Here is a 20,909-nt window from a genome sequence, read left to right on the forward strand (position 1 = left end):
GGCGGCGCCCCCCCCCCCCCCCCCCCACGCCGGGTACCGCCGAGCTCAGCCGCCGAGAGTGGCCAGTTCCGAGACGACGACGTTGGTCAGGGCCCGCCCGTCCCGGCGGACCTGGCGGAGATACCACTTCTGGATCGGTGCGTGGGTGGACTTCGCGAACTGCCAGGGCCCACGAGGGCTGTTGAGCTGCCCGAGACCGGCGATCGCGGCATTGATCTGCTGCGGGGTGGGGTTCGTGCCCGCCGCGGCGATCGCCCGGTCCAGCACGGCCGCCGCGTCGTACGACGCCATCACGATCGACGTGGGTACCCGGCCCGGGTAGGCCGCGTTCCAGGCGGCGACGAATTCCCGGTTGGCCGCGTTGTCGAGGTCGGGTGAATAGTTCAACCCGTTGTAGATGCCCTCCGCCGCGTCGCCCTGCTCGACCAGGCTCGCCGGCTCCGTGACGAAACCCGCCGCGTAGAGCGGCAGGTCGGCGACGGGGGATTCGGCGTACTGCTTGACGAAGGTGATGGCGTTCTGCGCGTCGAAGAAGCAGTAGACCGCGTCGGCGCCGGACTCGGCGATCTCGTCCAGGTACGGCCCGAAGTCCTCGGTGACCGGGAACGGGCTGAAGACGGCTTTGCCGCCCGGGTTGGCCAGTCGGCCACCGAGGTCGGTGAAAGTGTCGACGAATCCGCGCAGCTCGTCCCGACCGCTCTGGAAGTCCGGCCCGATGGCGTAGACCCGGCCCTGCCCCACCTCCTGCTTGACGAACGGTGCCATGGCCACCCCGGGCTCGACGGAGATCAGGTTGGTGTGCCAGATGTACGTCACGTCGGTCAGCGCCGGCCGCCCCAGCGCACCGACAAGCGGAACCTTGTGCTCGTCGATCAGCGGAAGGATGGCGGCGACGCTACCGCCGTTGATGATGCCGGTGATCGCCGAGACCCGGTCCTGCTCCAGCAGCTTCGTGGCGGATTCGACGGTCACGTCGCGTTCGTATCCCTCGTCGGCGACGATCAGCTCGGCCGGGTGACCGCCCAACTGCCCGCCACGCATGTCGAGGTAGAGCTGGAAGCCGTCGCGCAACTCGGAGCCCGGGGCCTCAAGCGACCCGGCCAGGGCGGTGATCATTCCGATCTTGATGGTCTGCCGCTCCGGCTCCGACCCGCCGTCACAGCCGGCGGTGACGGCGACCAGCACGCCGGTCAGCAGGGCTGCGCCGAGCCGTCGGGCGGCCGCGACACGTCGGGTGGGGTGGCTGGCGTTCACAGCATCCCCAGCAACTGGGAACGCACCGCCGGGGTCAGCACCTCGCCCATCCGGTTCGCCAGGTCGGTCATCTCGTACGAGACCTGGCCCACGTCGCAGACCGGGGACGCCAGCACGAGCAGCGAGGCCCCGTCGCTGAACGACATGCAGAACATGAAGCCGCCGTCCATCTGGGTCACGTTCGAGATCACCGTTCCGGCCTGGAAGAACCGGGCGGCACCGACCAGCAGGGCGATCAGACCACTGCCGGTGGCGGCGAGCTGATCCGCCCGATCGCGGGGCAGGCCGTGATTGTGTGCCAGGACCAGCCCGTCGGTGGAGATGGCCAGGGCATGACTGACCTCAGGAGTACGGCTCACGAAGTTCTGCAACAGCCAGCTCAGGTCGTTCGGGCTTGTCACGACGTCACTCCAGATCGGGGAGGGGTGGACAGTCAGCGTCAGAAGGAGTTGGGGGACCGGCGTCCGGCGACGCCCTTGGCGTAGGCCGACATGGCCGCCGCCACGGTTGCCGGATCCAGCTTCCGCTGCGGGTCCGCGCTCGGTTGCGGTGTATCGGGCACCAGATGGGGCTGCGGCACCCGGCGTGGCAACCCGACCTGGGTGGACGGCGCTGGCTTGGCGGTCGCCCATTTCTCACCGGCATCGACCGGCCAGATGACGGCCACCGAGTCGCCGTCGAGGGCGGTCTTGAACCAGCCGTTCACCGTCGGTCCGGCCGGCAGCCCCACCGCGGGTTGCGGCTGAGCTGCTGGCTGGAACAGCGGTGCGGGTACGGGAGGCGCGGCGACCGAGCTGGGTGGCGCCGGCGTGCTCGCGCGTACCGCGCCGGCACCGACCGGGACCCGCCCGGCATTCGGCACGGGGTTGCCGGAGCCGGCCACGGGGAGGCTGGCGCGGGTTCCGGAGGTCATGGCCGGACGGCCTCCGGTGGCGGAGGGTCGGACCCGGCCCAGCTCGGACTCCACCGGTTGCGGCTGCTGCACCGGCCGGCGTACGACGATCGATGCCGGCAGCGTGATCTCTGCCACCGTTCCGCCCGTCGGCCCGGGGCGCAGCTCGACCCGGACGGCGTGCCGGGCGGCGAGCCGGGCCACCACGGTCAGGCCCATGGCCCGCACGCCCGACACGTCGATCGACGACGGGTTGGCGAGCGCCATGTTCAGTTGCTCGCACCGCTGGGTGGAGAGCCCGACGCCCTGGTCCACCACCTGCACGATCGCCCGATCGGAGAGGGCGTGGCCGGTGACCAGCACCTCGGCCTCCGGCGGGGAGTACCCGGTCGCGTTGTCCAGCAGTTCGGCGACCAGGTGCACGATCTCGTCGACCGCCGTACCGGCGATCGCCAGCTCCTTGTCCACGGTGCCGATCCGGACCCGGGTGTAGTGCTCGATCTGGGACAGCGCGGCCTGGATCACGTGGTCGAGCGGAACCGGCTCCTGGCGTACCCGGGAGATGCCGGAACCACCGAGCACCAGCAGGCTCTGGTTGATCCGGGCCATCCGGGTCGCGAGGTGGTCCAGTTGGTACAGCTGCTGGAGACGTTCGGGGTCGGCCTCGTCGCGCTCCACCTCGTCGACCTGGGCGAGCATCGCGTCCACCAGCCGCTGCTCACGTCGAGAGAGATGGACGAAGATCTCCGCGACGTTGGCCCGCATCACCGCCTGTTCGCCCGCGATCCGGACCGCTTCCCGGTGCAGTGCCCGGGTCGCGGTGGCCACTTCGGCGATCTCGTCGGAACCGGTGATCCGGAATTCCGAAACGGAGCGGTCCGCCACCTCGTTGGGTTGCACGCTACCGGGAGGCGCAGCGGTGAGCTCCCGGACGACGGCCGGTAGCCGGTCGTACGCCACCTTGGTCACCGTGTTGCGCAGCGACCGCAGCCGCCGGGTGATCCGCCGCGCCACCACACCGGTCAGTACGGCGGTGAGCACCAGGACCAGGAAGATGCCGACACCCTGTAGCAACGCGTTACGCAGCAGTTGCCCGCGCTCGGTCGACACCCGGTCGGCGACGGCGGCATCCAGGTCGCTCTGGATCCGGAACATCTGGCTGACCCAACCGTCGGTGGCCTCGACCCAGGCGTCCGGGTCGACGGCGAGCCGTCCGCCGGGCAGCGTCCGGCCCACCTGGTCCTGAAGCCGTTGTGCGGCGACGACCTGGGGATCGGTACCGATCTGCTCCCAGCTGGCCGCCCACCCCGGTTCGGCGAGGGCCAGGAAGGCGTTGGTGGCCTCGGCGTATCGGGCCTGGGCACCGACGATCTCCTGCTGTCCGGCCGGGGTCAGCTCGCCCCCGGCGAGGCTGCGCAGCACGATGACCTGAAGCTGACCGATCGCTTCGCCCGCCTCCGAGACCGCCACCGCGGCCCGGACGTCGTCGGCGATGTTCGTCGAGGTGTCGGTGGCCACGGAAGCGCGGAAGGTCAGCAGGTCCGCGACGAGAATGCGGTAGCTGAAAGCGATCGCGGACAGGGTGGCGCGAGGGCTCGATCGGACCTGCTCGCGTACCGAGCCGAGTGCCGCGAGGCCGGCGTCGATCCGTTGCAGGGCGGAGTTTCCGGTCGACACCTCGTCTCTGCGTTGTTGGAACTCGGCGATCTCGGCGTCGGTCCGGGCGACCTGGTCGTCGAAGGCGGCGCTGGCAGCCTGGCTCTGGGTGGTCACCTCGACCGCGGCGATCACCCGCTCGGCCTGTAGCGCACGGGCGAGCGCGCCGGCCTGGGTGGAGAGTGTGACGACGTCGTGCACGGTGCCCGCGTTGAGCACCTGCCGGACCGTACCCTCAAGGGCCAGGCCGGCGAAGGCCACGACTGCGATCAGTGGTACGGCGACCAGCAGCCGTAGCAGTCGGACGATGCTGCCCCGCGCCAGCCATCCCCGGCGCGCTTCGGCATGGGTACGCACTGCGGCTGCCGCTGTAGCACGTGTCACCGGCGTACTCCGCCCCCTAGCCTCATCGACGTTGATCTCAGCAGAAACCGACGTACCCGTCGGTTACATGGTGGAGGGTGGGCGTGCCTGCCCACGTCAGAGCGCCATTCCTACCACGATGTATCGGTTCACCTCTAGATCCCTACTCGCCCGCTCGTGGGTTGACTGACGTCTCGGACATGAACCGGAAGCACGACAGCGAAACTTGTCCAACCAGTCGTGGTCAATGAATGACGGAAAGGGCGAGGTCCAACCTGGCTCGATCTTGTTATGTGTCATTAATACCCCCGAGGGGTATATGGTGGTGTCGGGAGGCGATGACATGTCCCACGGCGATACCCAGCACCACCCGAAGCGGCACGGGCACGGCGGGCACGACAAGCACGCCGGGCACGATCCCGCGGCGTTCCGCCGCAAGTTCTGGCTGAGCCTGGCACTGACCCTGCCGATCGTGGCCACCAGTCACATGGTGATGGACTGGCTCGGCTACGAACTGGACTTTCCCGGGATCGGCCTGGTGGGGCCGGTGCTCGGCACAGTGGTCTTCGGCTACGGCGGCTGGCCGTTTCTTCAGGGCGCGGTGCGCGAGATCCGGGACCGGGCGCCGGGCATGATGCTGCTGATCGCGATGGCGATCACGGTTGCCTACGTGGCATCGCTGGCCACCTCGTTCGGCGCCTTCGACCTGGACTTCTGGTGGGAACTCGCGGCACTGGTGACGATCATGCTGCTCGGCCACTGGCAGGAGATGAAGGCGATCGGCCAGGCCCGGGGCACCCTGTCGGCGCTTGCCGCGCTGCTGCCGGACGATGCCGAGCGACTCGACGCGGACGGAGCGCCGCACCGGGTGACGGTGGCCGACCTGAGCGTCGGCGATGTGGTCCTGGTCCGTCCGGGCGCCCGGGTTCCGGCGGACGGCACCGTGGTGGACGGTAGCGCCGAGATGGACGAGTCGATGATCACGGGCGAGTCGCGCCCGGTGGCCCGCTCCACCGGCGACCGGGTGGTGGCCGGCACGGTGGCAACCGACGCGGCGCTGCGGATCAGGATCGAGGCGGTCGGGGACGACACCGCGCTGGCCGGCATCCAGCGGCTGGTGAGCGAGGCCCAGCAGTCCAGCGGCCGGGCGCAGGTGCTGGCCGACCGGTTCGCCGCCTGGCTGTTCTACATCGCCACCGCGACCGCCGTGCTGACCCTCGTGGTCTGGTCGCTGCTGGGCACTGTGGACGAGGCGGTGGTGCGGACGGTGACGGTGCTGGTCATCGCCTGCCCACACGCGCTCGGACTGGCCATCCCGCTGGTCATCGCGCTGTCCACCGCAGTGGCCGCCAAGGGCGGCATCCTGATCAAGGACCGACTGGCCCTGGAGCGGATGCGCACCGTCGACACGGTGCTGTTCGACAAGACCGGCACGTTGACCCGGGGCGAGCACGTCCTGACCGACGTCGCCGCCGGCACCGGCACGACCGAGCAGGATGTCCTCGCCATCGCGGCGGCGGTGGAGGCCGACAGCGAGCACCCCCTCGCCCGGGCGATCGTGACCGCCGCCGCCGACCGGAGCGACAAGCGGGCGGCGTCCGGATTCCACTCGATGACCGGTCGCGGGGTACGCGCCGAGGTGGACGGGGTGACCTATGCCGTCGGCGGTCCGGCGTTGTTGCGGGAGCTCGACGTCACCGTGCCGGGCGACCTCGATGAGCACCGGCAGGACTGGTCGCGTCATGGCGCGGCGGTGCTCTACCTGCTGCGGCTCAGCGACGGCGGTGCCGTCGTCCTCGGCGCCCTCGCGTTGGCCGACCAGGTTCGGCCGGAGGCCCGGCAGGCCGTCGCCGACCTACGGAGCCAGGGCATCCGCAAGATCATGATGATCACCGGGGATGCCCGTCCGGTCGCCGAGGCGGTCGCCGCCGACCTCGGATTCCGCGCCGGTGAGGACGAGGTCTTCGCCGAGGTGCTACCGGCGGAGAAGGACGACACCGTGACCGGGTTGCAGCAGCGTGGACTGCGGGTGGCCATGGTGGGCGACGGGGTGAACGACGCACCCGCCCTGGCCCGCGCGAACGTCGGCATCGCGATCGGCGCCGGCACCGACGTGGCCATCGAGTCCGCCGGGGTAGTGCTCGCCTCCTCCGACCCGCGCGGTGTGAGCGGCGTGATCCGATTGTCTCGGGCCGCGTACCGGAAAATGCTCCAGAACCTGGCCTGGGCCGCCGGCTACAACGTGGTCGCGCTGCCACTCGCCGCCGGGGTCCTGGCCTGGGCCGGTGTGGCGCTGAGCCCGGCGGTCGCCGCCGTGCTGATGTCGGCCTCCACCATCGTGGTCGCACTCAACGCCCAACTGCTGCGCCGCGTAGAGCTGCGGCCACCGGATTGAACACCCGTCAGGGCAGCTTCGTACAAGACCCCGGCACGCCTGCGGGCCCAGACTCGGCGGCATGGAAACCGTCACCGAGCCCGTACGATTTGACACCAAGATCGCAGTCCTGCTCCGCGACGACCTGCCGACCTGGCAGCGACTCAACATGACCGCGTTCCTGGTCAGCGGCATCGGTCAGGCCGCGCCCGAGGTGATCGGTCAGCCGTACGCCGACGCCGACGAGACGCCCTACCTCCCCATGTTCCGGCAGCCGGTGCTGGTGTTCGCCGGCACGAAGGAAACGGTGACCGCCGCCCACCAGCGCGCCGTGGCCCGTGGGCTACCGCTGGCCGTCTTCACCTCGGACCTGTTCCGGACCGGCAACGACCGGGACAACCGGACGGCGGTACGCGCCGTCGGCCGCGACCACCTCGACCTCACCGGGCTGGCCGTGTACGGCCCGAAGAACGCCGTGGACAAGATCCTCAAAGGGGCTCGGATGCACCCCTGAACCGGCGGTGACGGGTGTACTGGCCGGGATTGAAGCCGAGGATCCGCTTGAAGTGCCGGCTCAGGTGTGACTGGTCGTGGAAGCCGGCCGTGGCGGCTGCCTCCCGGGCCGGTACGCCCTCGCGCAGCAGTCGTCGAGCCAGATCCACCCGCCGGGAGATCAGATACTGGTGCGGGCCGATACCGAAGGCCGCGGAGAAGGCCCGCACGAGGTGGGTCGGGTGAGCATGCACCAGACCAGCGGCCTCCGCCAGGGTGAGTCCCACCACGAAGCGCTCGTCGAGCAGGTCACGTAGCCGCCGGGCGATCCGTGGATCCCGCAGCGATGGGACCACGGGCGTAGGGCTGGCCAGTCGCGCCCGCAGCCGCTCGACAACGAGTGCGAGATGCACCTCGGCGGCGAACTCGTCACCCGGCTCGGTCAGCCGTGCGTGCAGCAGATCGATCCGCCGCCGCAGGGCTGCGTCGTCGAAGGTCGGTCGGTCCACCGCCCGACCGGCCAGGCGTTCGTCGAGCTGCCCGGCGTCGAGATAGAGCACCCGTTTGCGGAACCCCTGCGCGGTGACGGGGGAGCCGTTGTGCGGCACGTTCGGCGGCAACAGCGTGACGACCTGCCGGAACGCGCCGTGCTCGTGGCGATCCAGGTCGTACCGGACAACTCCCTCGTCGACCACGAGCAGCGCCCAGCTGTCATGGGTGTGCATCGGGTAGGCGTGGTCGGTGAACCGTGCGTGCAGCACCTCCGTGATCCCGCTGACCGCGGGGGACCAGACCTGTACCTGCTGTCGCCGGGACACGGCGGAACTGTAACCGCTCGGCCAGCGGCCACCACCAGAGCGCACGTGACCAGGGCTACTGCGGCGGGCGGAACTTCCGGGCGGCCCCGGCCGACCAACCTCATGACATCGATCTTCGAGGGGAATTCCATGCCCAGCCTCCTGCCCCGTCGGGCCCTGCGCCCAGCGGTCCTGTTCACCGGGGCCGCACTCATCGTCTCCCTGGCCGCCTGCGGACCGTCCGGGGAGTCGTCGACCACCCCCACGCCGTCCGCCACGGCCACCGCGGCCACCGTCGAGGCCGGCGTGCTGGGCGTACGCGATCCGTGGGTGAAGGCCGCCGACGAGGGGATGACGGCAGCCTTCGCCACGTTTGTCAACGACAGCGACACCGACGTCACGATCACCGGTGCCGCCACCGACCTGTCGCCGATGGAGCTGCACGAGATGGCCATGGCGGACGGCAAGATGGTGATGCGGGCCAAGCAGGGCGGCGTGGTGATCAAGGCGAAGAGCGAGTACAAGCTGGAACCGGGCGGCGACCACCTGATGCTGATGGACCTCGCCAAGCCGGTACGGGCCGGTGACGAGCTGTCCTTCACCCTCACCTTCGCCGACGGGCGCAGCCAGACGTTCCGCGCGGTGGTCAAGCCGTTCACCGGGGCGCAGGAGAGCTACGCGCCCGGGCACGGGGAGCCGATGCCGGACATGCCGACGAGCCACAGCCCGGCACCGTGAGGCCCACCAGCCGCCCGGTGAGCCGGCGTGGCCTGCTCACCGGCGGCGCCCTGGCCGCCGGTGGCACGCTTGCCGGCGCTGCCGCGGTGGCCAGCACCCGCACCGAGCCAGCGGAGCGCCCGCCGGAGCGGACACCGGTGGCGGGCGTCGGCGAGGCGGTCGAAGCGTTCCACGGCAATCGGCAGGCCGGAGTCGTCAACGAACCGCAGGCGCACGCCGCGTTCGTCGCCTTCACCCTGCGCCCCGGCACCGACCGGGCCGACCTCGGGCGACTGCTGCGGCTGCTCTCCGACGACGCCGCCCGGCTCACCCAGGGCCGACCCGCACTCGCCGACACCGAACCCGAGCTGGGGCTGCTGCCGGCCCGGCTGACCGTCACGTTCGGTTTCGGCCCGGGGTTGTACGCCGCCGCCGGTCTCGACGACCGCCGCCCGCCTTCCGTGGTCGAGCTGCCCGCGTTCCGCATCGACCGGCTGCAACCCCGCTGGTCCGGCGGGGATCTGCTGGTGCAGATCTGCGCCGACGACCCGCTCACCGTGGCACACGCGCAGCGGGTCCTGGTCAAGGACAGTCGACCCTTCGCCACCGTGCGCTGGGTGCAGCAGGGTTTCCGGCGGGCGGCCGGCGCGGAGCCGGGCCGGACCCAACGCAACCTCTTCGGCCAACTCGACGGCACCGCCAACCCGAAGCCCGGCGCACCGGTGGAGACCGCGGTCTGGGTCACCGACGGGCCGGACTGGCTGCGGGACAGCACCACCCTGGTGGTGCGGAGGATCAGCATGAACCTGGAGACCTGGGACCTGCTCGGTCGCACCGACCGGGAACTGGCCGTGGGGCGGCGGCTGGACACCGGCGCCCCGCTGACCGGCACACGCGAACACGACGAGCCCGACTTCGCCGCCCTCGGCCCGGACGGGCTGACGGTCATCCCGGACTTCTCGCACCTCACCCGGGCGCACGTCACCGACGACCGGTTCCGGATCCTGCGCCGTCCCTACAACTACGACGGCGTACCCGCAGCCGACGGCACCGCGGACAGTGGGCTCATCTTCGCGGCGTACCAGGCCGACATCGCCACCCAGTTCCTGCCCATCCAGCGGCGGCTCGCCGAGCGGGATCTGCTCAACGAGTGGACCACCCCGATCGGCTCCGCCGTCTTCGCCGTCCCGCCCGGCTGCCCGGAAGGTGGTTGGGTCGGTCAGCAACTGCTCGACTGACGAGGAGAATGACCGTCATGTCTCGCCACCTGCGCCGGCCGCTCGCCGCCGCCCTAGCCGCAACGCTGGCCGCCACCGCCCTGCTGATCGGGCCGGTTGCCCCGGCGTACGCCCACAACGTGCTGCGCAAGGCCACTCCTGCGCAGGACGCCAAGCTGAAGAAGGCACCGACCCGGATCACCCTGGAGTTCCTCCAGAAGCTGAACCCGTCGTTCACCACCATCACCCTCAGCGACGCGGACAAGCAGCAGGTGGCCACCGGCGAGCCGGAGGTCAGCGGCACCAAGGGCACCGTCACCGTCGAGCCGCCGCTGGCCAACGGCGTCTACACCGTCGCGTACCGGGTGGTCTCCACCGACGGGCACCCGGTGCAGGGGTCGTACAAGTTCACCGTCGCCGACCCGACGGCCACCGCCGAACCGAGCCCCAGCCCTGCGGCGAGCGAGCCGACGGAGACGGCGGCGACCCCGAGCGCCGAGCCGACCCCGTCCGCCGCAGCCGCCAGCCCGGCCGCGAGCAGTTCCTCCGGCGGTCCCGGCACGGCGGCGCTGCTGGCCGGCGGCGGAATCGTGCTGGCACTGGTGGCTGCCGCCGCAGTGCTCCTGCTGCGCCGACGCAACGCCGTCGGGGGCGGCCCCGCGCGCTGAGCATCGCCGGGGCGGCACCCCAGCGGTCAGCACCGGCGGGCCTCAGCGCAGCAGCACCGGTCCCGCGTCGATCCGGGTCCGGAACAGCGCGTACGGCTTGCGGCGCAGATCCCTGCCCTGCTGGAAGCTGGGCTGTCGGTGCAACTGGTTCGCGGTGACGTAGAGGTGCCCGTCCACCGCCACCGACAGGGTGTCCGGCCAGAGCAGCCGAGGGTCGTGGACGACCGTCTCGTACTCGCCGTCCGGACGCCGCCGCAGCACCGCGTTGTGCTCGTACGCGGTGAGGTAGATCCGCCCGGCGTCGTCGCTCTCCAGGCCGTCGGAGCCGGTGCCCTTGTCGCCCTCGTGGACCACCGTCGCGGCGACCTCGTCCGCGCTGGCCGAGACGTCGGCGAGCGCGTCGGTGGCGACGCTGTACCACTGGCGCGAGGCCAACGGACAGTAGTAGAGCCGGGAACCGTCGGCGGAGATGGCTATCCCGTCCGCGCCGATCGTCAGCGGTGTCGGCGGCCCGTCGGCCGACCGTTGCAGGAGGGGTCTCCCCTCCACCACCGGCCGGAACCGGGCCAGTGGTTCCGCCTTGGTCGAGGGATGGTCATGCAGTCGTCGCCAGGAAGCACCGCTGGCCAGGTCGACCACGATGATCCCGTTCGGCCCGGCGACCGCGGAGTCGGTGATGTACGCGAGGCCCGCCTCGCCACGCCGCAGGTCGAAGCGCACGTCGTTGAGGTACGTGGTGGGCAGCGCCACGTCCGGCGGAAAGGTGATCACCTGGGCAACGGTGTCGCTGCCCTGGTCGATCCGGACCAGTTTGGGGCCGCCCGGTCGAGTCGGTTGGAACTTCGGGCTGCCGGTGTCGAGCACCCAGAGCCGGTCGACGGGGTCGACCACGACGCTCTGCACCGAGACGAAGGCACCCGGGTCGTCGTCGTCTCGCGGCTGGTTCCACCGCTCGTCCGGGTACGGCACCTCGGTGCCGTCGCGCAGCTCGACCACGGTGGCCGGCACCTCGTCGCCCCACCGGGGAAAGTTGACGAAGATCCGGCCGGTGTGCGAGACGCTGACCCCGGTGGGCATCGGCCCGGTGAAGGCATGGACCAGTTCCAGCTCGCCGACGGGCTCGTCGGACACGGGCTCGCTCATCCGCTGCTCCTGCCGTCGGGCCGCGTTTCGTCCCGACCCGTGCCCGGGTCTCAGCCGACGCGGCCTGAGCAACCCCCGTTCCCGTCGTCGGATGACGCAAACGTGACGGCGCGGTTTCTCCGTCCGACGCGGAGGCGGGTGTCAGCCAGCGGCCGGGTGCGGATGTTGCCGGGGCGCGGGTAGGCGGTCGGTGTCCGCGTAGCCGGCGGCCTGGAGGGTGAACAGGTCGGCGTACCGACCACCGGCGGCGACGAGTTCGTCGTGGGTGCCCTGCTCGATCAGACGACCGTGATGCAGCACGAAGATCCGGTCGGCGTGCCGGACGTTGGCCAGCCGGTGCGTGATCAGGATGGTGGTGGCCCGGCCACGCCGGTCACGGATGGCCTGGAACAGCGCGTCCTCGGCCCGCGGATCGAGCGCCGAGGACGGCTCGTCCATCACCAGCAGTTCGGCGTCGCGGAGGAAACCGCGAGCCGCGGTGATCCGCTGCCACTGCCCGCCGGAGAGGTCCTGACCCTTGGCGAACGTACGGTCGAGCAGCGTCTCGTACCCGTGCGGCAGCTCGCGGATCATCTCGTCGGCGACCGCCCGGGCGGCGGCGGCCTCGATCCGGTCCTGCCGGGCCTCGGTGTCGATGTCCCCGATGGCGATGTTCGTGGCGGCGGTGAACGGCCACTTGTGGTACTCCTGGGTGACCACGGCGATGCGACCACGCAACTCGTCGCGGTCCAGCTCGGACAGGGGCTGCCCGTTCCAGCGGATCACCCCGTCGCTGGGCGTACGCAGGGCCGCGATCATCGCGGCCAGGCTGCTCTTGCCGGATCCGTTCTCCCCGACGAAGGCCACCGTCTGCCCCGCCTCCACGGTCAACGTCACACGATCCACCGCCGGGATGTCGCGATCCGGGTAACGCAGGCTCACCGCCTCCACGGTCAGCACCCGCAGCCGGTCGGGTGCCGCCACCACCGCCTGCTCCGGCAGGTAGGTAGCGGCGCGGGCCATGAACCCCGTGTAGTCGCGGAAGTGCTGGCCCTCGGTGTAGACGCGGTCCATCTGAAAGGTCACCACGGCCAGCGAACGCTGCGCCGCCTGCACCGCGATCACACAGGTCGCCGCCGCCGCGAGCGGGATCTGCCCGTCGATGAGCAGCAGGCCGAGCAGCACGTAGACCACGGCGGTGGCGAGGCCCCCGATCATCGAGCCCACCGTGACCGTCGTGGTCACCCGACGCGCCAGGGCCAGCTCGATGTCGGTCTCCACCGCCATCACCCGGTCGTACTGGTCCAGCAGGAACCGGCGCAGGCCGTACGAGCGCAGTTCCGGTGCCGACGCCCGTTCGGCCATCAGCCGGTGCAGCAACCACATCCGGCGTCGCCGGACCGAGCCGGCGATGTAGGTCTGGTACCGCAGGTGCCCCGCCCGCAGCGAGGCCCACGCGTTCGGCACGGTCGCGACCAGCAGCGCCGGCAGCAGCAACGGATGGATCACCACGACGGCCACGGTCACCGCGACCACCCCCACCAGCCCGGCGAGCAGGTTCATCGACGCGGGCACCAGATCCACGGCCGAATCGGTGCCCCGGGAGGCGCGCTCCATGTCGTCGGCGAAGGCGTCCGCGTCGAAGGCCTCCAGTCGCACGGCCGTGGTCATCTCGAACAGCCCTCGCTCCACCTCCCGGCTGACCCTGGGCGTCAACCCGTTCAGCGCGTAACCGGTGGCGATCGCCATGCCGGACCGCGTCGCGGTCGCCGCGGCCAGCACCGCGAGCGCCGGCAGCGCGGCCACCACCTTCTCGCCGGTCGGCCCACCGGCGAACAACTCCACCAGCACCCGCTGCGTCGCGAGCAGCCCGAACGCCGACATCACGCCGGCACCGACCGTCGCGACGGCGACCACCGAGGTACGCAGCCGGTCGGCCCGCCAGCTGATCCGCAGGGCCGCCCAGATCAGCCGGGGCAGTTCGGCGAGGACGGCGAGCAGACCGGCCTGGGTCCGCGCCCGCATCCCCGTCTCCCACCACATGGCCCGCATCTCGGGGAGCACCGACTCCCCGGCCGACGGCTCGGCCTGCTCCGCTCGGTCACGACGCCGGGTCGACGTGGCGGCCATGCAAACACCTCCAGGGGGTCGGCGACACGCGGCGATCGCCTCCGCCCCGGGGTGGCATCGGAGACGTGAAACCACCGACCTAGCCAACGGCGATCGACCAGCTACTTATCGTCACCGTCGATGCGGCGGTGGTCCAGCCCTGTCGGCGCGCCGAACCGCCCGGCCCGGACGCCGGGCTCCGGTCACCGCCGCTCGGCGCACCCCGGCAGCCGAGCGGAGTCAGGCACCGCGCGGGGCGTACATGATGACGGCGACGCCGAGCAGGCAGATCGCGGCACCGGTGAGGTCCCACCGGTCCGGGCGGAAGCCGTCGAAGATCATCCCCCAGGCGAGCGAGCCGGCGACGAAAACCCCGCCGTACGCGGCCAGGATGCGGCCGAAGTTCGGGTCGGGCTGGAAGGTGGCGACGAAGCCGTACGCGCCGAGGGCGAGCACCCCGGCGGCGACGAACCAGAGCCCCCGGTGCTCCCGCCAGCCCTGCCACACCAGCCAGGCCCCGCCGATCTCGGCGATCGCGGCCAGGACGAACAGCAGAACGGAACGCAGCACGGTCACCCGCCGCACCATACCGTCAGCGGGTGGCCGCACCCCCGGGTGACGTCGGGCGAGCGGCGTTATCCTCTGCACGGGGCATCCGCCGGAGGTGCCCGTGGCGGTGGGGCCCGCCACCCCGCCGGTGCGGGATGCCCGCGGCACCTGCCGCCGACGGTCCCTGCCAGGGCAGACGCGTACTGGTAGGGGGTGAGCGTGGCAGCACAGCGACCGCCCGTCGATCCGGATGTTGATCTCAGAGTTCCGCGTCAGCGCGCGGAACTGCGGGGCGGGACCGCCAGTCTGCTCGCCGCGATCGCCGTCGGCGGGATGATCGGCGCGCTGGCGCGATACGGGCTGGCCGTGACCTTTCCGCACCCGCCGCGCGGTTTTCCCTGGGCCACCTTTGCCGTCAACGTCTCCGGCTGTCTGCTCATCGGGGCGCTGATGGTGTTGATCACCGAGGCGTGGACCGCGCACCGGCTGGTCCGGCCCTTCCTCGGTGTCGGCGTGCTCGGCGGCTACACCACCTTCTCGACGTACGCCGTGGAGGTGCAGCAGGCGGTGGCGGCGGGCGCGGCGCGGACCGGCCTGCTGTATCTCGCCGGTACCCTCGTCGCCGCCCTCGCCGCCGTCCGGCTGGGCGTGACCCTGACCCGGCTGGCGACCGGCGTGGACCGCAACCGGAGCGCCGGATGACAGTCATCCTGGTGGCGCTCGGCGCCGCTCTCGGCGCACCGCTGCGCTACCTCATCGACCGGGCGGTGCAGGGACGTCACGACTCCGTCCTTCCGTGGGGCACCTTCGTGGTCAACGTGGTCGGCTCGCTCCTCCTCGGTGTCCTGATCGGTGGGGCCGCCGGGGGCGCGGTCCCCGGTGACCTGTTCACCCTGCTCGGCGTCGGTCTGTGCGGTGCACTTACCACCTACTCGACCTTCGGCTACGAGACGATCCGGCTCTTCGAGGACGGTGCCCGTCTCCCCGCGCTGGTCAACGCTGGCGTCAGCGTCGTCGCCGCGCTTGGTGCCGCGTTCGTCGGAGTCACCCTCGCCGAGGCGCTGTGGGCCTGACCGTCACGCGTTCTCGCCGGTGACCGGGCTCGTCGGCGTGCCGGCCGTTCAGCCGAGGTTGCGGCGCAGCCGCTTGTCGATGGCGACCACGACGGCGGAAACCGCCCCGACGGCCAGGATGCGCAACCACACGTCGGGCCCGATCGGTGCCGTGTCGAAGATGGTGTTCATCGGTGGCAGGTACGTGATGGCGAGTTGGCACAGGGCCTGCGCGGCGACGCCGAGCAACAGCAGACGGTTGCTGAAGAAACCGAGCCGCCAGGCCGAACGGGTCAGCGACCGGCAACTGAACAGGTAGAACGTCTCGACCACGACGAAGACGTTCATGGCGGCGGTACGCGCCTGTGCGACATCGGCGCCGTTGGACCGCTCCCACTGGAACACCCACCACGCGCCGGCCACCAACAACGTGGCCACCAGCACGATCCGGATCACCAGAGAGCCGGTCAGCAGCGGCCGGGCCGGGTCGCGGGGCTGCCGTCGCATGATGCCGTGCTCCTTCGGCTCGAAGGCCAGCATCAGGCCGAGCAGGACGGCGGTGGTCATGTTGATCCAGAGGATCTGCGTGGGCAGCAGCGGCAGCGTGGCACCCAGCACGATGGCGACCAGCACCACCAGCCCTTCACCGAGGTTCGTCGGCAGCGTCCAGACGATGAACTTGGTGATGTTGTCGAAGACCCCGCGGCCCTCCTCCACCGCGGCCTCGATGGTGGCGAAGTCGTCATCGGTGAGGACCATGTCGGCCGCTTCCTTGGCCACCTCGGTCCCAGAGCGGGCCATCGCGATGCCGATGTTCGCCTGCCGCAGCGCGGGGGCGTCGTTGACCCCGTCGCCGGTCACCGCGACCACGTGGCCTCGTTGCTGAAGGGTCTCGACCAGCCGGAGTTTCTGTTCCGGGGAGACCCGGGCGAAGACGGCGGCCCGATCCACCGCCTCGCCGAACCCCTCGGCGGGCAACTCTTCGAGGTCCGTGCCGGTGACCACCCGGTCCGGACGTTCGGCGTCGAGCAGCCCGAGCTGGCCGGCGATGGCACCGGCGGTCGCCGCATGGTCGCCTGTGATCATCTTGACGTTGATGCCCGCCGAGTGGCAGGCCCGTACCGCCGGGGCGGCGGCGCTGCGGGGTGGGTCGAGCATCGCCTGCAACCCGGTGAGGACCAGGGTGCCGGGCAGCGCGACCTCGTCGAAACCGTCGTCGGGCCCGTCCGGTGGTCGTACGGCGGTGGCCAGCACCCGCAGCCCGCGACCGGCCAGTTCCTCGGCCGCCCGGAGCGCGGCGTCGGCCCGGAGCGGGCGGATCTGACCGTCGGCACCCATCTCGCCCCGACACATCGACACGATCCGCTCGACGCCGCCCTTGGCCAGGACCACCGTCCGGCCCGTGGCGCGCTCGTCGTGCAACGTCGCCATGTACTGCCGCTTCGAGTCGAAGGGGATGGTGTCCCGGCGTGGATAGTCGGCGGACAGCCGACCGTGGTCGATCCCCGCCTTTGCCGCGACCACCTGCATCGCGCCCTCGGTCGGATCACCGGCCAGCAGCCACTCGCCGTCCTGCTCGCGTACCCGCGCGTCGTTGCATCCGGCACCGGCCAGCAGCGACCAGCGCAGCGCCTCGCCGCCCCGGCCGTCGTCCCGGACCTCCCCTTCCGGCCGGTAGCCGGCGCCGGTCACCTCGAAACCGGCGTCCGGGGTCCACAGCGCCCGGACCGTCATCTGGTTCTCGGTGAGCGTGCCGGTCTTGTCGGAGCAGACGACCGTCGTGCTGCCCAACGTCTCGATCGCCGGCAGCCGACGGATCACCGCCCGTCGACGGGCCATCCGGGTCACCCCGATCGCCAGGGTGATGGTGACCGCCGCCGGCAGCCCTTCGGGGATCGCACCGACGGCGAGCGCCACGGCCGCCGTGAACGTCTCGACCACGTCCTGGCCGCGGAGCAGACCGACGGCGAAGGTCACCGCCGCCAGCACCAGGATGATCACGGTCAGCACCTTGCTGAACCGGGCCAGCTTGCGGGTCAGCGGGGTGGCCAACGCCTCCGCCGCCCCGACCAGTCGGTGAATCTGGCCGAGTTCCGTCTCGGCCCCGGTGGCCACCGCGACGCCGGCGCCGCCGCCAGCCGCGATGAGCGTGCCCGACCAGACCATGTTGCGCCGGTCGGCCACCGGTGTGCCCACCGGCAGCTCCGCCTCCAGCTTGTCCACCGGCACGGATTCGCCCGTCAGCGCCGACTCGTCCACCCGCAGCTCGGCCAGCCGGACCAACCGCAGATCCACCGGCACCTTGTCGCCGGCCTCCAGCACCACCAGGTCACCGGGGACCAGGTCGTCGGAGGAGATCGCCCGCAGCTCGCCGTCGCGGATCACGCGCGCCTCGGTACGCACCATCGAGCGCAAGCTGTCCAGGGCCGCCTCGGCCCGCGACTCCTGGGCGTACCCGATCCCGGCGTTGATCAGCACCACCGCGAAGATCACCGCCGAGTCGACGTACTCCCCGAGGACCGCGGTGACCACGCCGGCCGCGATCAGCACGTAGATGAGCGGGTTGTGGAACTGCCGCAGGATCCGACGCAGCAGGCCGCCACCACCGGCGGCGGGCAGTACGTTGGGCCCGTACCGGTCCAGCCGCCGGGCGGCCTCGGCGTTGCTCAGGCCGCGCTGCGGGTCCGTCTCCAGCAGCAGCACCACCTCGTGGGTGGACATGCCGTGGTGTTCGTTGGACCGCGACGTCCCCGCTGACTGTTCGAGCGTCACCGTCACCCCGCCGACGAAGAGAACCGGACCCGCGCCACCGACTCGGGTCGCCGCCTCCCGCCCTGGCGGCCGGCCGGAGGCCGCGTCCACCATCTTCCGGGACAAACTCGACCAAGCAGGCCGGAACGCCTGATCACGGCCGACGCGCTGCCGGCCGTTGCCGCTCAGCCGCTGGTGCGCTCGGCCGGATCGGGGTCGAGTTGCCGCCGCAGGGCGGCGATCTCGGCGCGCAGGGCCGCCACGTCGTCGCTGGTGGCCGCCGCCGGCTTGTCGGCGCCAGCCGCGACGCGGTCGACGATCCAGGTCGCCAGCGAACCCGTGACGAAACCGATCAGGCCGATCCCACCGATCATCAGACCGAGAGCGACGAATCGCCCCGCGGTGGTCACCGGATAGAAATCGCCGTAGCCGACGGTGGTGATGGTGACCGTCGACCACCACAGCGCGTCGTCGAAGGCGGTGATGTTGGCGTCCGGCGCGAGTCGTTCGGCGTCCAGCACGGCCAGCGCGGAGACCAGCACCAGCAGTGCCGTGGTGGCGGCGACGTAGACGGCCAGCCGGCCGCGCGCCCACACCTCGGTGCGGCGATTGATGGTCAGCACCACCATGACCAGGCGTACCGCGCGCAGTGGTCGCAGCATCGGCAGGGTCAGCACCACGAGGTCGAAGAGGTGTTCCCGGAGGAACTTCCGCCGGTCCGCGGCCAGCCGCAGCCGAACGAGGATGTCCACCCAGAACAGCGCCCAGACGACAACCGTCGTGGCGGAACAGGCGGCCCGCCATGCCGGGCTGAGGTCCGGACGCAGGATCGGTGCCGCGTACACCACCAGGAACACCACGGACAGCACGGTGAGCGGTGCGGCGCTGACCCGCTCCCATGCCTCCAGCCGATCGGTCCGCTGCGCTGTCCCGCTACTCATGAGCCGGCTCCCATCTGCTCCGTCGTCGTACGCGTGACCGGGCCATGGTCGCGCAGCCGGACACGGTCCCCACAGGCGGTCCGCAGATCGTCCGGTCAGTGCGTCACCGTCACGCTCGGCATTCGGCGGCTGCTCGCCCGGTAACGTGAGCGCGGGGGACACACCGTGGCACGGGTTGCCGCCCGGCTGGCAGAGCCGGGCGTGCCGGCCGTGCGGCCCGTGGGGGCGGGTGTCGGCGTTGTACCCCACAGCGGGCGTGAGCGTGAGGGAGCGGATGCATGGGTCGACTGCGGCTGGGACGGGTTCCGAGATGACCCTGCAACAGGTCAATCTGCTCTTGATCGCCGCGGCGGCGACCGTGCTGGTCAGCGTCACCGCCGCTCGGCTGGCCACCCGGGTCGGCGTACCGATGCTGCTGGCGTACCTCGGCATCGGGCTGCTGCTCGGCGAGAACGGGCTCGGCCTGCGCTTCGACGACGCCGCACTGGCACAGGCCCTGGGCACGGCGGCGCTTGCGGTGATCCTGGTGGAGGGTGGCCTGACCACCCGGTTCTCCGACATCCGGCCGGTACTGGCACCGGCGACCGCGCTCGCCACCGTCGGTGTGCTGATCAGCGTCGGGGTCACCGCTCTCGGTGCGCACCTGCTACTCGACGTTTCGTGGCAGCTGGCTCTGCTGCTGGGCGCGGTGGTGTCCTCCACCGACGCGGCGGCGATCTTCTCGGTGCTGCGCACCCTGCCGTTGCCCCGGCGGCTGGCCGGGCTGGTGGAGGCCGAGTCGGGGCTGAACGACGCACCCACCGTCATCCTGGTGCTCGCCTTCAGCGCCACCGGACTGACCGCGACCAGTCCGGTGGAACTGCTGGTCCAGATGGTCTACCAGCTCGGCGTCGGTGGCGTGGTCGGCGTCGCGATCGGCATCGCCGGAGTGTGGTTCCTGCGTCGGCTCACCCTGCCCGCCTCTGGCCTCTATCCGATCGCCACCTTCTCCTGCGGCATCTTCGCCTTCGCCGCCGCCGGGCTCGTCCAGGCCAGTGGTTTCCTCGCCGCGTACCTCGCCGCGCTGATCCTGGGCAACGCCCGGCTGGCGCACCGCCGCGCCACGGTGTCGGTGGCCGAGGGGCTCGGCTGGATCGCGCAGATCGGCCTATTCGTCATGCTCGGCCTGTTGGCCAATCCCAGCGAGTTGCCCGCCGCGATCCTGCCCGCCCTCGCCGTGGGTCTGGTACTGCTGCTGCTCGCTCGCCCGATGTCGGTGCTGGTGACCCTGCTGCCGTTCCGGATTCCGCTGCGCGAACAGGTGCTGCTGTCCTGGGCCGGGCTGCGGGGCGCGGTGCCCATCGTGCTGGCCACCATTCCCGTCGTGGCCGGCGTCGGCGCCAGCGAGCAGCTGTTCAACATCGTCTTCGTGCTGGTCGTGGTCTTCACGCTGGTACAGGCTCCGACGCTGCCGTGGCTGGCCAAACGCCTGCGGCTCAGCTCGGCCGGGATCGGTCCGGACCTGCAGGTCGAGTCCGCGCCGCTGGACGCCATCGACGCGGACCTGCTGCATCTCACGGTCGAGCCCGACTCCCGGATGCACGGCGTGCACATCCGCGAGCTGCGGCTGCCGCCACCGGCCGCGGTCACCCTCGTGGTCCGCGACGGGACTGCCTTCGTACCCGAGCCGGACGCCCGGTTGCGCCAGGGTGATCAGCTGCTCGTGGTCACCACTCCACACGTCCGGGACCGGGCGGAACGCCGTCTGCGGGCGGTCGCCCGGGCCGGACGGCTGGCCCACTGGCGCGGCGAGACCGGCGACCCGGAGCAGCCGGCCAGGATTCGGCGCCACCCGGATGCCCCCACGGCTCCCCCGCCCACGGCACCACCGCCGGACACCGGCGACGAATCACCGCCGGTCCTCGTCCAGTCGGCTGGTTGAGCGGCCGGGCGAGCGGACTGCCAGGTGCATCACC

17 protein-coding genes are annotated in these 20,909 nt (G+C 71.3%); 8 read left to right on the forward strand and 9 right to left on the reverse strand.

Going from position 1 to position 20,909, the window contains the following annotated elements:
• Positions 1 to 45 precede the first annotated feature (45 nt).
• From KBX50_RS13570 to KBX50_RS13580, 3 genes are read right to left on the reverse strand one after another with little or no spacing between them, the layout of a single operon-like run.
• Complete coding sequence (locus KBX50_RS13570; RefSeq protein ID WP_210937396.1) at positions 46 to 1,254, reverse strand: ABC transporter substrate-binding protein; 1,209 nt, start codon at positions 1,252 to 1,254, stop codon at positions 46 to 48.
• Positions 1,251 to 1,655, reverse strand: coding sequence for a roadblock/LC7 domain-containing protein (locus KBX50_RS13575; protein WP_093408465.1), 405 nt, complete (start codon positions 1,653 to 1,655; stop codon positions 1,251 to 1,253). Before KBX50_RS13575 ends, KBX50_RS13570 begins: the two co-directional genes overlap by 4 nt.
• Before the next feature lie 38 nt (positions 1,656 to 1,693).
• Positions 1,694 to 4,186 (reverse strand): nitrate- and nitrite sensing domain-containing protein, encoded by a 2,493-nt coding sequence (locus tag KBX50_RS13580; RefSeq protein WP_210937397.1) that lies wholly within the window; start codon positions 4,184 to 4,186, stop codon positions 1,694 to 1,696.
• Positions 4,187 to 4,508: 322 nt separating this feature from the next.
• On the opposite strand from KBX50_RS13580, the gene KBX50_RS13585 reads away from it, so the two are divergent.
• Positions 4,509 to 6,560 carry a copper-translocating P-type ATPase gene (locus KBX50_RS13585; protein ID WP_247673657.1) on the forward strand — a complete coding sequence of 684 codons (2,052 nt, stop codon included), beginning with the start codon at positions 4,509 to 4,511 and terminating at the stop codon, positions 6,558 to 6,560.
• A gap of 61 nt (positions 6,561 to 6,621) precedes the next feature.
• Entirely contained in the window at positions 6,622 to 7,053 is a 432-nt protein-coding gene (locus KBX50_RS13590) for a DUF2000 domain-containing protein (protein WP_210937399.1), read from the forward strand.
• Here KBX50_RS13590 and KBX50_RS13595 read toward each other — a convergent pair.
• On the reverse strand, positions 7,028 to 7,849 hold the full coding sequence (locus KBX50_RS13595) for an AraC family transcriptional regulator (RefSeq protein WP_210937400.1): 822 nt from the start codon (positions 7,847 to 7,849) through the stop codon (positions 7,028 to 7,030). The two genes, KBX50_RS13590 and KBX50_RS13595, sit on opposite strands and share 26 nt — an antisense overlap.
• A gap of 129 nt (positions 7,850 to 7,978) precedes the next feature.
• Here KBX50_RS13595 and KBX50_RS13600 point away from each other — a divergent pair, with 129 nt between their 5' ends.
• From KBX50_RS13600 to KBX50_RS13610, 3 genes are read left to right on the forward strand one after another with little or no spacing between them, the layout of a single operon-like run.
• Positions 7,979 to 8,566: a copper chaperone PCu(A)C gene (locus KBX50_RS13600; protein WP_210937401.1), complete on the forward strand. Its 588-nt coding sequence runs from the start codon at positions 7,979 to 7,981 to the stop codon at positions 8,564 to 8,566.
• A gap of 17 nt (positions 8,567 to 8,583) precedes the next feature.
• A complete protein-coding gene (locus tag KBX50_RS13605) occupies positions 8,584 to 9,783 on the forward strand; it encodes a Dyp-type peroxidase (protein ID WP_210937402.1) in 1,200 nt (399 codons plus the stop codon).
• 17 nt (positions 9,784 to 9,800) lie between these two features.
• Positions 9,801 to 10,430 (forward strand): copper resistance CopC family protein, encoded by a 630-nt coding sequence (locus KBX50_RS13610; RefSeq protein WP_210937403.1) that lies wholly within the window; start codon positions 9,801 to 9,803, stop codon positions 10,428 to 10,430.
• Positions 10,431 to 10,472: 42 nt separating this feature from the next.
• Here the strand turns inward: KBX50_RS13610 and KBX50_RS13615 are convergent, their stop codons facing one another.
• From KBX50_RS13615 to KBX50_RS13625, 3 genes are all read right to left on the reverse strand, one after another.
• Positions 10,473 to 11,573: an L-dopachrome tautomerase-related protein gene (locus KBX50_RS13615; protein ID WP_210937404.1), complete on the reverse strand. Its 1,101-nt coding sequence runs from the start codon at positions 11,571 to 11,573 to the stop codon at positions 10,473 to 10,475.
• Positions 11,574 to 11,714: 141 nt separating this feature from the next.
• Positions 11,715 to 13,682 carry an ABC transporter ATP-binding protein gene (locus tag KBX50_RS13620; RefSeq protein ID WP_210937405.1) on the reverse strand — a complete coding sequence of 656 codons (1,968 nt, stop codon included), beginning with the start codon at positions 13,680 to 13,682 and terminating at the stop codon, positions 11,715 to 11,717.
• Positions 13,683 to 13,901: 219 nt separating this feature from the next.
• Positions 13,902 to 14,237, reverse strand: coding sequence for a YnfA family protein (locus tag KBX50_RS13625; RefSeq protein ID WP_093408611.1), 336 nt, complete (start codon positions 14,235 to 14,237; stop codon positions 13,902 to 13,904).
• 192 nt (positions 14,238 to 14,429) lie between these two features.
• On the opposite strand from KBX50_RS13625, the gene crcB reads away from it, so the two are divergent.
• Together crcB and KBX50_RS13635 are read left to right on the forward strand one after the other, a co-directional pair.
• Positions 14,430 to 14,912, forward strand: coding sequence for a fluoride efflux transporter CrcB (crcB, locus tag KBX50_RS13630; protein WP_374224624.1), 483 nt, complete (start codon positions 14,430 to 14,432; stop codon positions 14,910 to 14,912).
• Positions 14,909 to 15,283, forward strand: coding sequence for a CrcB family protein (locus KBX50_RS13635; protein WP_210937407.1), 375 nt, complete (start codon positions 14,909 to 14,911; stop codon positions 15,281 to 15,283). The genes crcB and KBX50_RS13635 overlap by 4 nt, the downstream gene beginning before the upstream one ends.
• 48 nt (positions 15,284 to 15,331) lie before the next feature.
• On the opposite strand, the gene KBX50_RS13640 is transcribed toward KBX50_RS13635, so the two are convergent.
• The gene (locus tag KBX50_RS13640; RefSeq protein ID WP_210937408.1) at positions 15,332 to 17,983 is read right to left on the reverse strand and encodes an HAD-IC family P-type ATPase; all 2,652 of its coding nucleotides are present in this window, start codon (positions 17,981 to 17,983) and stop codon (positions 15,332 to 15,334) included.
• A 215-nt stretch (positions 17,984 to 18,198) separates the two neighbouring features.
• Positions 18,199 to 18,954 carry a potassium channel family protein gene (locus tag KBX50_RS13645; protein ID WP_210937409.1) on the reverse strand — a complete coding sequence of 252 codons (756 nt, stop codon included), beginning with the start codon at positions 18,952 to 18,954 and terminating at the stop codon, positions 18,199 to 18,201.
• Between the two features lie 310 nt (positions 18,955 to 19,264).
• Between KBX50_RS13645 and KBX50_RS13650 the strand changes: the two genes are divergently transcribed.
• Positions 19,265 to 20,875 carry a potassium/proton antiporter gene (locus KBX50_RS13650; protein ID WP_210937410.1) on the forward strand — a complete coding sequence of 537 codons (1,611 nt, stop codon included), beginning with the start codon at positions 19,265 to 19,267 and terminating at the stop codon, positions 20,873 to 20,875.
• The last annotated feature ends 34 nt before the right edge of the window (positions 20,876 to 20,909 follow it).

Origin of the sequence: Micromonospora sp. C51, from assembly GCF_018070435.1 — a bacterium.
GTDB lineage: Bacteria > Actinomycetota > Actinomycetes > Mycobacteriales > Micromonosporaceae > Micromonospora > Micromonospora sediminimaris.

Coding starts and splice junctions, on each gene's coding strand:
- KBX50_RS13585 (WP_247673657.1), top strand. CDS start 4,509: ATGTCCCACGGCGATACCCAGCACCACCCGAAGCGGCACGGGCACGGC.
- KBX50_RS13620 (WP_210937405.1), bottom strand. CDS start 13,682: ATGGCCGCCACGTCGACCCGGCGTCGTGACCGAGCGGAGCAGGCCGAG.
- KBX50_RS13650 (WP_210937410.1), top strand. CDS start 19,265: ATGACCCTGCAACAGGTCAATCTGCTCTTGATCGCCGCGGCGGCGACC.
- KBX50_RS13645 (WP_210937409.1), bottom strand. CDS start 18,954: ATGAGTAGCGGGACAGCGCAGCGGACCGATCGGCTGGAGGCATGGGAG.
- KBX50_RS13635 (WP_210937407.1), top strand. CDS start 14,909: ATGACAGTCATCCTGGTGGCGCTCGGCGCCGCTCTCGGCGCACCGCTG.
- KBX50_RS13590 (WP_210937399.1), top strand. CDS start 6,622: ATGGAAACCGTCACCGAGCCCGTACGATTTGACACCAAGATCGCAGTC.
- KBX50_RS13615 (WP_210937404.1), bottom strand. CDS start 11,573: ATGAGCGAGCCCGTGTCCGACGAGCCCGTCGGCGAGCTGGAACTGGTC.
- KBX50_RS13600 (WP_210937401.1), top strand. CDS start 7,979: ATGCCCAGCCTCCTGCCCCGTCGGGCCCTGCGCCCAGCGGTCCTGTTC.
- KBX50_RS13640 (WP_210937408.1), bottom strand. CDS start 17,983: ATGTCCACCCACGAGGTGGTGCTGCTGCTGGAGACGGACCCGCAGCGC.
- KBX50_RS13610 (WP_210937403.1), top strand. CDS start 9,801: ATGTCTCGCCACCTGCGCCGGCCGCTCGCCGCCGCCCTAGCCGCAACG.